This is a genomic window from Citrobacter sp. ANG330, assembly GCF_047467925.1.
Lineage (GTDB): Bacteria > Pseudomonadota > Gammaproteobacteria > Enterobacterales > Enterobacteriaceae > Citrobacter_A > Citrobacter_A amalonaticus_G.
The window spans coordinates 123,536-136,017 of the sequence record NZ_JASJUI010000010.1 but is presented as its reverse complement, the minus strand read 5'-3'; the positions used below and the strand labels follow the sequence as shown (position 1 = coordinate 136,017).

General features: G+C 53.8%; 11 protein-coding genes. 5 read left to right on the top strand and 6 right to left on the bottom strand.

Annotation, left to right across the window (positions count from 1 at the left end; translation table 11 throughout):
- Nucleotides 1-41 precede the first annotated feature (41 nt).
- Entirely contained in the window at nucleotides 42-614 is a 573-nt protein-coding gene (gene ppiA, locus QNN88_RS19225; RefSeq protein ID WP_046491297.1) for a peptidylprolyl isomerase A, read from the bottom strand.
- A 265-nt stretch (nucleotides 615-879) separates the two neighbouring features.
- Here ppiA and tsgA point away from each other — a divergent pair, with 265 nt between their 5' ends.
- The 5 genes from tsgA to cysG all read left to right on the top strand — a co-directional run bounded on the left by tsgA (nucleotide 880) and on the right by cysG (nucleotide 7,756).
- Nucleotides 880-2,061 (top strand): MFS transporter TsgA, encoded by a 1,182-nt coding sequence (gene tsgA / locus QNN88_RS19220; RefSeq protein WP_414241618.1) that lies wholly within the window; start codon nucleotides 880-882, stop codon nucleotides 2,059-2,061.
- 306 nt (nucleotides 2,062-2,367) lie between these two features.
- The gene (nirB, locus tag QNN88_RS19215; protein ID WP_414241617.1) at nucleotides 2,368-4,911 is read left to right on the top strand and encodes an NADPH-nitrite reductase large subunit; all 2,544 of its coding nucleotides are present in this window, start codon (nucleotides 2,368-2,370) and stop codon (nucleotides 4,909-4,911) included.
- Nucleotides 4,908-5,234 (top strand): nitrite reductase small subunit NirD, encoded by a 327-nt coding sequence (gene nirD / locus QNN88_RS19210; RefSeq protein WP_414241616.1) that lies wholly within the window; start codon nucleotides 4,908-4,910, stop codon nucleotides 5,232-5,234. Before nirB ends, nirD begins: the two co-directional genes overlap by 4 nt.
- 181 nt (nucleotides 5,235-5,415) lie before the next feature.
- Nucleotides 5,416-6,222, top strand: coding sequence for a nitrite transporter NirC (nirC, locus tag QNN88_RS19205; RefSeq protein ID WP_414241615.1), 807 nt, complete (start codon nucleotides 5,416-5,418; stop codon nucleotides 6,220-6,222).
- 160 nt (nucleotides 6,223-6,382) lie between these two features.
- Complete coding sequence (gene cysG, locus QNN88_RS19200; protein WP_414241614.1) at nucleotides 6,383-7,756, top strand: siroheme synthase CysG; 1,374 nt, start codon at nucleotides 6,383-6,385, stop codon at nucleotides 7,754-7,756.
- Between the two features lie 65 nt (nucleotides 7,757-7,821).
- Here cysG and trpS read toward each other — a convergent pair whose 3' ends face one another.
- The 5 genes from trpS to damX all read right to left on the bottom strand — a co-directional run bounded on the left by trpS (nucleotide 7,822) and on the right by damX (nucleotide 12,442).
- Nucleotides 7,822-8,826 (bottom strand): tryptophan--tRNA ligase, encoded by a 1,005-nt coding sequence (trpS, locus tag QNN88_RS19195; protein WP_414241613.1) that lies wholly within the window; start codon nucleotides 8,824-8,826, stop codon nucleotides 7,822-7,824.
- Nucleotides 8,819-9,577: a phosphoglycolate phosphatase gene (gene gph / locus QNN88_RS19190; protein WP_414241612.1), complete on the bottom strand. Its 759-nt coding sequence runs from the start codon at nucleotides 9,575-9,577 to the stop codon at nucleotides 8,819-8,821. Before gph ends, trpS begins: the two co-directional genes overlap by 8 nt.
- Nucleotides 9,570-10,247 carry a ribulose-phosphate 3-epimerase gene (rpe, locus tag QNN88_RS19185; protein WP_044263794.1) on the bottom strand — a complete coding sequence of 226 codons (678 nt, stop codon included), beginning with the start codon at nucleotides 10,245-10,247 and terminating at the stop codon, nucleotides 9,570-9,572. Before rpe ends, gph begins: the two co-directional genes overlap by 8 nt.
- A 17-nt stretch (nucleotides 10,248-10,264) precedes the next feature.
- Nucleotides 10,265-11,101: an adenine-specific DNA-methyltransferase gene (gene dam / locus QNN88_RS19180; RefSeq protein WP_414241611.1), complete on the bottom strand. Its 837-nt coding sequence runs from the start codon at nucleotides 11,099-11,101 to the stop codon at nucleotides 10,265-10,267.
- A gap of 66 nt (nucleotides 11,102-11,167) precedes the next feature.
- A complete protein-coding gene (damX, locus tag QNN88_RS19175) occupies nucleotides 11,168-12,442 on the bottom strand; it encodes a cell division protein DamX (protein WP_414241610.1) in 1,275 nt (424 codons plus the stop codon).
- Between the last annotated feature and the right edge of the window lie 40 nt (nucleotides 12,443-12,482).

Genomic DNA, 12,482 nt, shown 5'->3' with positions numbered 1-12,482 from the left:
GGATAAAGCGACGCGGGCCTGCAATGCCCGCGTGAGAAGGATTACGGCAGCACTTTTGCGGAGAGGATAACCACTGGTTTTGACGGCACATTCTGATAAGGGCCGACATCATGAGTCGGCACCTGAGAGATCTTATCGGCCACATCCATCCCTTTCACCACTTTACCAAATACGGCATAGCCGAAGTCACGCTGGCCGTGATCGAGGAAAGCATTATCCGCTACGTTAATAAAGAACTGGCTGGTCGCGCTGTCTTTATCCGCGGTACGCGCCATCGCGATGGTGCCGCGCGTGTTACGCAAGCCGTTGTCGGCTTCGTTTTTAATCGGTGGATTGGGTTTCTTCTGCTGCATCTGCTCGGTGAAGCCGCCGCCCTGGACCATAAAGCCTGGGATCACGCGGTGAAACGTCGTGTTGTTATAGAAACCACTGTTTACATAATCGACAAAGTTTTGCACTGAAACCGGCGCTTTCTGGCTATTCAGTTCCAGTTCGATATTACCTGCAGAGGTTGTCAGCAAAACGTGCGGATCCCCTTTTGCTGCCAGCGCTGCGGGAGAGAGAGCAGAAAGGGCGAAAACAGCTGCAACAGCCGCCAGGGTCGATTTGAGCATGAGATTTCCTTTAGGAGAGCGGTAACAAAAGCCAGTGGTTTGATTCTAAAGAGCCTTCAGGGACAAGGCCATCCCTTTACCTAATTTTACGTACCTGAAACATATGTAACTTCATCAAAGCATTAATTATTGTGATTTCTATCACTTTTAAAAATGTAACAGCCTCTGTTATTTCCAATAAAAGTTTAAATACATCACTAAAAAGCCTAAAATCCGCCCGTTCCCGGCGCCGTCAATGCGCTTTACTTCCATTTACAGGCCAGTCATGACTAACAGCAATCGTATCAAGCTCACATGGATCAGCTTTCTCTCCTACGCCCTCACCGGTGCGTTAGTGATTGTCACCGGGATGGTGATGGGAAACATCGCAGACTATTTCCAGCTGCCCGTTTCCAGTATGAGTAACACCTTCACCTTCCTGAACGCCGGTATCTTGATCTCCATTTTTCTTAATGCCTGGCTGATGGAAATCGTTCCGCTGAAAACGCAATTGCGCTTTGGCTTTATCCTGATGGTGCTGGCTGTCGCCGGTCTGATGTTCAGCCACAGCCTGGCTTTATTCTCTGTCGCAATGTTTGTGCTGGGGCTGGTCAGCGGCATCACTATGTCGATTGGTACGTTCCTGATTACGCAGATGTATGAAGGTCGTCAGCGCGGCTCCCGTCTGCTGTTTACCGATTCCTTCTTCAGCATGGCTGGGATGGTTTTCCCGATGGTCGCCGCGTTCCTGTTGGCGCGCAGCATCGAATGGTACTGGGTGTACGCCTGCATCGGCCTGGTCTATGTTGCGATTTTTCTTCTGACCTTCGGTTGTGAATTCCCGCCGCTGGGCAAACACGCGCCGCAAAGCGATACGCCAGTCGTGAAAGAGAAATGGGGCATCGGCGTCCTGTTTCTGTCTGTTGCTGCGCTGTGTTACATCCTCGGTCAGTTGGGTTTTATCTCCTGGGTCCCCGAGTATGCGAAAGGGCTGGGGATGAGCCTGAATGATGCCGGTACGCTGGTCAGCAATTTCTGGATGTCGTACATGTTCGGGATGTGGGCCTTCAGTTTCATTCTGCGTTTCTTTGATTTGCAGCGCATTCTGACCGTGCTCGCCGCGCTGGCGACCGTACTGATGTATCTGTTCATCACCGGTACGCCGGAACATATGCCATGGTTTATTCTGGCGCTTGGCTTCTTCTCCAGCGCCATCTATACCACCATCATCACCCTGGGATCTCAGCAAACCAAAATCGCCTCACCGAAGCTGGTTAACTTCGTTCTGACCTGCGGCACCATCGGCACCATGCTGACATTTGTCGTCACCGGGCCTATTGTGGCGCACAGCGGTCCTCAGGCCGCGCTGCTTACCGCGAATGGCCTGTATGCCATTGTCTTCTTGATGTGCTTTATCCTCGGTTTTGTGACCCGTCATCGCCAGCATGATGTAGCAGCAAAACAGTAATGTTATTTGCCGGATGGTGACGCGTTGCGTCTTATCCGGCATTTCTCATTTCTCGTTTCTCATCCCTTCCCCAAACGATGTAGGCCAGCCAATCTTAAGTGGTAGTCTTTTCCATCTAAAAACCCCTCAATTTGTACGTTATTCATACAATCGCGAAAAGTCTGATATTTCCTCAACTTAAGAAAATACTGACAAATCAGTAATATACCCATTAAGAGGTATATAAAGGTGAATTTGATTTGCATCAATAAGTGGGGTTGCTGAATCGTTAAGGTAGGCAGTAATAGAAAAGAAATCGAGGCAAAAATGAGCAAAGTCAGACTCGCTATTATCGGTAATGGTATGGTCGGCCATCGCTTTATTGAGGACCTTCTTGATAAATCCGACGCTGCCAATTTTGATATTACTGTTTTCTGCGAAGAACCCCGCAAGGCATACGACCGTGTGCACCTGTCATCCTACTTCTCACACCACACCGCCGAAGAACTGTCTCTGGTTCGCGAAGGATTTTACGAGAAGCACGGCGTTAAGGTGCTGGTCGGCGAACGCGCGATCACCATCAACCGCCAGGAAAAAGTGATCCATTCCAGCGCAGGGCGTACGGTTTACTACGACAAGCTGATTATGGCGACCGGCTCTTATCCGTGGATCCCGCCGATTAAAGGCTCCGAAACCCAGGACTGCTTCGTTTATCGCACCATTGAAGACCTCAACGCGATTGAATCCTGTGCTCGTCGCAGCAAGCGCGGTGCGGTCGTCGGCGGTGGTCTGTTAGGTCTGGAAGCGGCTGGCGCGCTGAAAAACCTCGGTGTGGAAACTCACGTGATTGAATTCGCCCCGATGCTGATGGCTGAGCAGCTTGACCAGATGGGCGGCGAACAGTTGCGTCGCAAGATTGAAAGCATGGGCGTGCGCGTGCACACCAGCAAAAACACCCAGGAGATCGTCCAGCAAGGCACAGAAGCTCGTAAAACCATGCGTTTTGCTGACGGTAGCGAGCTGGAAGTCGACTTTATCGTCTTCTCTACCGGGATTCGCCCGCGTGACAAGCTGGCGACTCAGTGTGGCCTGGAGGTTGCGCCACGCGGTGGTATCGTGATTAACGATACCTGTCAGACCTCTGACCCGGATATTTACGCCATCGGAGAATGCGCCAGCTGGAATAATCGCGTCTACGGTCTGGTCGCGCCGGGCTACAAAATGGCGCAGGTCGCCGTTGACCATATTCTGGAAACCGAAAATGCCTTTGAAGGCGCGGATCTGAGCGCCAAGTTAAAACTGCTGGGCGTTGACGTCGGCGGGATTGGCGATGCGCATGGCCGTACGCCGGGGGCCCGTAGTTACGTTTACCTCGACGAAAGCAAAGAGGTCTACAAACGGCTTATCGTAAGCCAGGATAACAAAACCCTGCTCGGCGCGGTGCTGGTCGGTGATACCAGCGATTACGGCAACCTGCTGCAACTGGTACTGAATGCGATCGAGCTGCCGGAAAACCCGGATTCACTGATCCTTCCCGCCCATGCTGGCAGCGGTAAACCGTCTATCGGCGTGGATAAACTGCCGGACAGCGCGCAGATTTGCTCCTGCTTCGACGTCACGAAAGGTATGCTGGTCGCGGCCATCAACAAAGGCTGCCATACCGTTGCCGCGCTGAAAGCTGAAACCAAAGCCGGTACTGGCTGCGGTGGCTGTATCCCGCTGGTTACCCAGGTGCTGAACGCAGAACTGGCGAAACAGGGTATCGAAGTCAACAACAACCTGTGCGAGCACTTTGCTTATTCGCGCCAGGAATTGTTCCACCTGATTCGCGTGGAAGGCATCAAAACCTTCGAAGAATTGCTGGCAAAACACGGTAAAGGCTACGGCTGCGAAGTGTGTAAACCCACCGTGGGCTCTCTGCTGGCCTCCTGCTGGAATGAATACATTCTGAAACCGCAGCACACCCCGTTGCAGGATACCAACGACAACTTCCTGGCGAACATCCAGAAAGACGGCACATATTCCGTTATTCCTCGCTCCGCCGGCGGCGAAATCACCCCGGAAGGGCTGGTCGCCGTGGGCCGTATCGCCCGTGAATTTAACCTGTACACCAAAATCACCGGCTCTCAACGTATTGGCCTGTTTGGCGCACAGAAGGATGACCTGCCGGAAATCTGGCGTCAGTTGATTGAAGCGGGCTTCGAAACTGGCCATGCGTATGCCAAAGCGCTGCGCATGGCGAAAACCTGCGTGGGCAGCACCTGGTGTCGTTACGGCGTGGACGACAGCGTTGGCTTCGGTGTCGAACTGGAAAATCGTTATAAAGGCATTCGTACCCCGCACAAGATGAAGTTTGGTGTCTCCGGTTGTACCCGTGAATGTGCGGAAGCTCAGGGCAAAGACGTCGGCATCATCGCCACTGAAAAAGGCTGGAATCTTTATGTCTGCGGTAACGGCGGGATGAAACCTCGCCATGCGGATCTGCTGGCCGCGGATATTGACCGCGAAACGCTGCTCAAATATCTCGACCGTTTCATGATGTTCTACATTCGTACGGCGGACAAACTGACTCGTACCGCTCCGTGGTTAGACAACCTGGAAGGCGGGATCGAGTATCTGCGCTCCGTCATCATCGACGACAAACTGGGCCTGAACGAACACCTGGAAGAAGAGATGGCGCGTCTGCGCGAAGCCGTGGTCTGCGAATGGACGGAAACCGTCAACACGCCGTCTGCCCAGACACGTTTCAGACACTTCATCAACAGCGATAAACGCGATCCGAACGTCCAGGTGATGCCTGAACGTGAACAGCATCGCCCGGCCACGCCGTACGAACGCATCCCGGTCACTCTGGTGGAGGAAAACGCATGAGCCAGTGGAAAGATATCTGCCACATTGATGACATCCTGCCTGCAACCGGCGTCTGCGCGCTGTTAGGTGAGGAACAGGTCGCCATTTTCCGTCCGTATCACAGCGACCAGGTGTTTGCGATCAGCAACATTGACCCGTTCTTTGAATCCAGCGTGCTGTCTCGCGGCCTGATTGCTGAACACGAGGGTGAACTGTGGGTTGCCAGCCCGCTGAAAAAGCAGCGCTTCCGCCTCCGTGATGGACTATGCATGGAGGACGAAAGCCATTCCGTGACGCACTACGAAGCACGGGTGAAAGACGGCATTGTGCAATTGCGTGGTTAATGAATTTCAGGGAGGCGCAACGCCTCCCTTTTTAGACGTATTTGCAGGTCTTTTATTGGTAGGCCTGATAAGCGTAGCGCCATCAGGCAATTGTAAAAGCACATTGCCGGATGGCGGCATAAATGCCTTATCCGGCCTACGGTTACGATTTCTTTTTTTTTTGTACTTCAAGGATAATCAAATGTTTACTGACACCATTAATAAGTGTGCGGCCAACGCTGCACGCATCGCCCGCCTGTCGGCCAATAACCCGCTCGGTTTTTGGGTCAGTTCTGCAATGGCAGGGGCCTATGTGGGCCTCGGCATCATCCTGATTTTTACCCTCGGTAATTTGCTCGACCCAGCCGTTCGTCCGCTGGTCATGGGCGCCACCTTCGGTATCGCCTTAACGCTGGTGATTATTGCCGGTTCTGAACTGTTTACCGGTCACACCATGTTCCTGACGCTCGGCGTAAAAGCAGGCACCATCAGCCACGGGCAGATGTGGGCGATTTTGCCGCAAACCTGGCTGGGCAACCTGGTCGGTTCGGTGTTTGTAGCATTGCTTTACAGTTGGGGCGGCGGAAGCCTGCTGCCGGTTGATACCAGCATCGTGCACTCGGTGGCGCTGGCGAAAACCACAGCGCCCGCCACGGTGTTGTTCTTTAAAGGCGCGTTGTGTAACTGGCTGGTCTGCCTCGCAATCTGGATGGCGATCCGTACTGAAGGCGCCGCGAAGTTCATTGCTATCTGGTGGTGCCTGCTGGCGTTTATCGCCTCCGGCTATGAGCATTCGGTTGCCAACATGACGCTGTTCGCGCTTTCCTGGTTTGGTCATCACAGCGAAGCCTATACCCTGGCAGGAATTGGTCATAACCTGCTATGGGTAACACTGGGCAATACTTTGTCCGGTGTCGTGTTCATGGGATTAGGTTATTGGTATGCTACGCCAAAATCGGAGAGACCGGCTCCGGCAAAAATCAACCAAACTAAAAATCTTGCCCAGTAGGCGTATTCGGTGCAGGCAGTTTGAACACGGACAGCGCGGAACAACCGGAACGTACATGTAGTACGTGAGGATTGCGAGCACTGCCCAGGGGCAAACTGACAAATAAGATAGCCTGATGGGTAGATTTTGAGGCTACAGCCAATAATTAAGGGGTAATGTCGTGGATCATTTGCCTATATTTTGTCAACTACGCGACCGCGACTGTCTGATTGTCGGCGGTGGGGATGTCGCAGAACGCAAAGCGCGGTTGCTGCTGGACGCAGGCGCACGTTTAACGGTTAATGCACTGGCGTTTATTCCGCAGTTCACCGTATGGGCAAATGAAGGCATGTTAACGCTGGTTGAGGGGCCGTTCGACGAAGCGCTGCTCGATCCGTGCTGGCTGGCGATTGCCGCGACCGATGATGATGCGGTGAATCAGCGCGTGAGCGATGCTGCAGAATCCCGCCGCATCTTCTGTAACGTCGTGGATGCGCCGAAGGCCGCCAGTTTCATCATGCCGTCGATTATCGACCGCTCCCCGCTGATGGTTGCCGTCTCTTCGGGCGGTACCTCGCCGGTGCTGGCCCGCCTACTGCGTGAAAAGCTGGAATCCCTGCTGCCTCAGCATCTGGGGCAGGTCGCGCAGTATGCCGGAAAACTTCGGTCACGGGTGAAACAGCAGTTTGCCACGATGGGCGAACGCCGCCGCTTCTGGGAAAAGCTTTTTGTAAATGACAGACTGGCGCAGTCGCTGGCTAACGACGACGACAAAGCGGTGGAAGAGATCACAGAACAGTTGCTCAGCGAACCCCTTGATCATCGTGGCGAAGTCGTGCTGGTGGGCGCGGGTCCAGGCGATGCCGGACTTCTGACGCTGAAAGGGTTGCAGCAAATCCAACAGGCCGACGTGGTGGTCTATGACCGTCTGGTTTCTGACGACATCATGAACCTTGTGCGCCGTGATGCTGACCGCGTGTTTGTGGGTAAGCGTGCGGGCTATCACTGCGTTCCACAAGAAGAAATTAACCAAATCCTGCTGCGCGAAGCGCAACAAGGCAAGCGTGTCGTCCGTCTGAAAGGCGGTGACCCGTTTATCTTTGGTCGTGGTGGTGAGGAGCTGGAAACACTGTGCCATGCCGGTATTCCGTTCTCCGTGGTGCCGGGAATTACCGCAGCCTCCGGCTGTTCCGCCTATTCTGGCATTCCGCTGACTCACCGTGACTACGCCCAGAGCGTACGTCTGGTCACCGGACACCTGAAAACCGGTGGCGAGCTGGACTGGGAAAACCTGGCAGCGGAAAAACAGACGCTGGTGTTCTACATGGGTCTGAACCAGGCTGCAACTATCCAGCAAAAACTGATCGAGTTTGGCATGCAGGCCGATATGCCGGTCGCTCTGGTTGAGAACGGCACTTCGGTGAAACAGCGGGTAGTCAAAGGTGAACTGAATAATCTCGGCGAACTGGCGACACAGGTTGCAAGCCCTGCGCTGATCATCGTGGGTCGGGTCGTCGGACTGCGCGACAAGCTGAACTGGTATTCCAACCATTAATCAGCAGCCGATATGACGGACAATAAAACCGGGAAAACATCTTCCCGGTTTTATTTTTTCAGCTGTTACGGCTTAGCGACAAAACCAATCGCTTCATAAACTGCTTTCAGTGTCGCAGAGGCGTGTGCGCCGGCTTTTTCCGCGCCGTCTTTCATTACCTGCTGCAGGAAGGCTTCGTCATTACGGAAGCGATGATAACGTTCCTGCAACTCGGTCAGCATGCCAGATACCGCATCGGCAACTTCGCCTTTCAGATGACCATACATTTTGCCTTCAAACTGTTTTTCCAGTTCCGGAATGCTCTGCCCGGTCACAGCGGAGAGAATATCCAGCAGGTTAGAGACACCCGCTTTGTTCTGCACGTCGTAGCGCACTACTGGCGGCTCTTCGGAATCGGTAACCGCGCGTTTGATCTTCTTGACCACCGATTTCGGGTCTTCCAGCAGGCCAATTACGTTGTTGCGGTTGTCGTCCGACTTGGACATCTTTTTCGTCGGCTCCAGCAGCGACATCACGCGGGCACCCGATTTAGGAATAAACGGCTCAGGGACTTTGAAGATATCACCATATAACGCGTTGAAACGCTGGGCGATATCGCGACTCAGTTCCAGATGCTGTTTCTGGTCTTCACCCACCGGCACCAGGTTGGTCTGATACAGCAGGATGTCTGCCGCCATCAGTACCGGATAGTCGAACAGACCGGCGTTGATGTTTTCGGCGTAGCGTGCTGACTTATCTTTGAACTGCGTCATACGGCTCAGCTCGCCAAAGTAGGTGTAGCAGTTCAGCGCCCAGCTTAATTGCGCATGTTCAGGTACGTGGGACTGAACGAAAATGGTGCTTTTTTCAGGATCGATACCACATGCCAGATAGAGCGCCAGCGTATCCAGCGTCGCTTTACGCAGTTTCTGCGCATCCTGACGAACGGTGATGGCATGCTGGTCAACGATGCAATAGATGCAATGGTAGTCATCCTGCATGTTCACCCACTGACGCAGCGCACCCATGTAGTTGCCAATGGTCAATTCACCTGAGGGCTGTGCGCCACTAAAAACGATGGGCTTAGTCATTTTTCGATTCCTGATTTTTGCTATGCGAAAGCCCAAGAGCGGGCAAGATTTCATTGATGCGGTCGTACATGACGTCCGGCTGGCTCAGTGCGATCGGTTCACCATAGTTGTAGCCATAGGTGAGGCCTACAGAGGGGCAGCCAGCGGCTTTTGCCGCCTGAATATCATTACGCGAATCCCCGACGAAGAGCAATTGCTCTGGCGCAATGCCGAGCTTACCTGCCACCAGCAGCAGCGGATCCGGATGCGGTTTTTTGTTCTGGACGTCGTCACCGCCAATAACGACGCTGAAATATTTACTGATATCCAGCGCGTCGAGCAATGGTGCAACAAACGGCGTCGGCTTATTAGTCACCAGTCCGAGCGGCAGCCCTTTGGCATGCAGCGCACCCAGCGTATCGGCGACATCAGGGAACAAAAATGTCCCCTCTTCAGCCACATCCCCGTAGTAGCGGTCAAACAGCTTACGCAGAATACGGACCTGCTCCTCGGCGGGAATATCTTCATCGACCGGCGGCTTGCCCATCGTCTTACGAAGTGTGGCGCGCTCCTGACGAGACCAGGTTAACGCACGCTCCATCAATACATCAGCACCGTTACCAATCCAGGTAATGACGCGCTCTTCACCGGCAACCGGCAGTTCCAGCGCATACAGCGCCATGTCCACTGCGGCACTCAGTCCCGGCGCGCTGTCCACCAGCGTTCCGTCGAGGTCGAAGGCAACGCCCCGAATATCCTGCAATTTATCCATGACTTACCTTTGCCAGTTCGCTGCGCATGTCATCAATAACTTTTTTATAGTCTGGCTGATCGAAGACGGCGGAACCGGCGACAAACATGTCGGCTCCTGCGGCGGCGATTTCAGCAATGTTGCTCGCCTTCACGCCGCCATCCACTTCGAGGCGAATGTCGTAACCCGACTCGTCAATACGACGACGCACTTCGCGAAGTTTATCCAGCGTTTGCGGAATAAAGGACTGACCGCCAAAGCCTGGGTTTACAGACATCAACAGGATCACATCCAGCTTATCCATGACGTAGTCCAGATAGCTCAGCGGCGTTGCCGGATTGAAGACCAGCCCCGCTTTACAGCCGTGCTCTTTAATCAGTTGCAGCGATCGGTCAACGTGTTCGGAGGCTTCCGGGTGAAAGGTAATGATGCTGGCGCCCGCGGCGGCGAAATCCGGGATGATTCGATCGACCGGTTTCACCATCAGATGCACATCGATGGGAGCTGTAATGCCATATTTACGCAGGGATTTCAGTACCATCGGACCCATGGTCAGATTCGGTACATAGTGGTTGTCCATGACGTCAAAATGCACGACGTCACCACCGGCAGCCAGTGCTTTCGCGGTGTCCTCACCCAGGCGAGCAAAATCAGCCGACAGGATTGAGGGGGCAATCAAATACTGTTTCATCCGCTTCTCCTTGAGAATTATTTATTCGCGGGCGAAACGACTCCTGGTTTGTACAGAGCCAGCAGTTCGTCCACCTTTTTACGTGTGCCGCCGTTGCTGCTTATACTGCGCCGCACTTTGACCTGAAAATGTTCCGCCGCTTTGTACCATTCGCGGGTATCCGGCGTGTCATGGTTCGAAATTAACACCGGGATCTGCTTACTGACCAGCTTTTCGGCCATTTTAGCCAGATGGGCCTGCTCTTTCGGGCTGAAGCTGTTGGTATGATACGCGGTGAAATTCGCCGTTGCTGACAGCGGGGCGTAAGGCGGATCGCAATAGACAACCGAGTTCGCATCCGCTTGCTCCATGCACTCATCATATGAGAGGCAATGGAATTCCGCATTCTGCGCTTTTTCCGCAAAGTGATACAACTCAGCTTCCGGGAAGTAAGGCTTTTTATAACGACCAAACGGCACGTTAAATTCGCCACGCAGATTATACCGGCACAGACCGTTGTAACCATATCGGTTCAGATACAGGAACAGGACCGCACGACGGAAAGGATCCTGGCTGGCGTTGAACTCTTCACGGAATTGATAGTAAGCCTCGGCCTGATTGGTCTGCGGGTTAAATAACTCCCGAGAAGCCTGCACGTACTCGTCGGTACGGCTCTTTACGATCTTATAGAGACTGATGAGGTCGCTGTTGATATCGGCAAGAATATAACGAGAAAAGTCGGTGTTAAGAAACACCGACCCTGCACCCACAAAGGGTTCGACCAGGCATTCACCCTGCGGTAAATGCCGTTTGATGTCGTCAAGCAGGGGATATTTTCCCCCTGCCCACTTCAGAAAAGCGCGATTTTTTTTCATGCTGACTAACTAATTACACCTTCTCCGGCTGTGGAGAAAGCTCCGACAGCATCCTGCGCTTTAACATTATTTCAGATCGGCCTGTACCTGATGCAACGGTTTGGCCCACGGATTTTTTGCCTGCACATCGGCTGGCAACGTGGAAACCGCGCGTTTCGCATCTTCTTTCGAGGCATACACGCCGGACACCAGAACATACCACGGTTGACCGTTACGCGTCGTCTGATACACCACATAGTTTTTCAGATTCTCTTTCTTCGCCCAACCGTTCAGGTTGTCGTAGTTAGAAGAACTGCTGAGCTGCAGGGTGTAATGACTGGACGGTGCGGATTTCAGCGATCCGACGTTACCGGCGCTTTTTCCTCCCGCAGCGCTACTTGCCGCTGGCGCAGTTTGAGCAGGTGCTGCCGTTTGCGCCGGCGCTGTCTTCTGTGACGGTGCAGCGCTGGCGGTCGCTTTCGGTGCCGCGGTGGCAGCAGGCGCTGCCGGTTCAGTCCGTTTAGGCTGAGCCGTCTGCTTCGGTTCCGCAGGCGTCGCTTTCGCAGTCGTCTGCGGTTTCTTCGGCTCAATCACAGCCTGTTTACGTTCAGGGCGCTGGGCGCTGGCGGCGGGCGCCGTCGCTGTCTGGCTTGACGCAGTACCATTACGAACGGGCGCAACAGTTGCCGGTTCAGTCGGCAGCGTAGAGTTTACCGCCACATTATTTAGCTGTTCCTGACCTTGCGGTTGCGTCAGCGCGTTATTCAGATCGCCCTGTACTTCAACGCGCTGCTGGCCCTCTGCGGTCGCAGGCGTTTGACCCTGCGTCGGCGTGGAGGAGATTGGCGGCAGAGAAACATCTTGCTGCGTGTTGCCCGCGGTCTGTTCAGCGGAAGTGCTTCCTGGTGCCGGTTGGGCGCCGTTTGCCTGGTCAGCGGCATCGCCGGTGAGATCGATATTCTTTTCGCCAGACGCCGTTTGTTCACTTGAAGACGGGGTGGAAGGCGCTTTCAGCGCAGAACCAATACCGATGATCAGCAGCAGCAGAACCAAAACGCCTACCCCCATCATCATGTACTGACGGGAAGCGGGTTTAGCGGCGGCTTTTTTACGCTTACGCGGACGACGCTCTACGCGTTCTTCATCCACGAACTCTTCATCATCGGATTCGTAATCTTCTTCCCTCTCTTGCTCATCAAGGCGTTCTTTACGCCCGCGCGCAGGACGGCGATCGTCAGCGTCCAGATCAACATCATCAAAGTTAATCTGCGGTTCACCGCGTTCTGAAGATTGACGAGAACGACCAGTACGACGATCGCTGGGATCGGGTTTCAGCTCGTCTTCTGGTTTGAATTCATCCATTTAACACCCCACTCAAAGGCTAATGCTTACGACGTTGCAA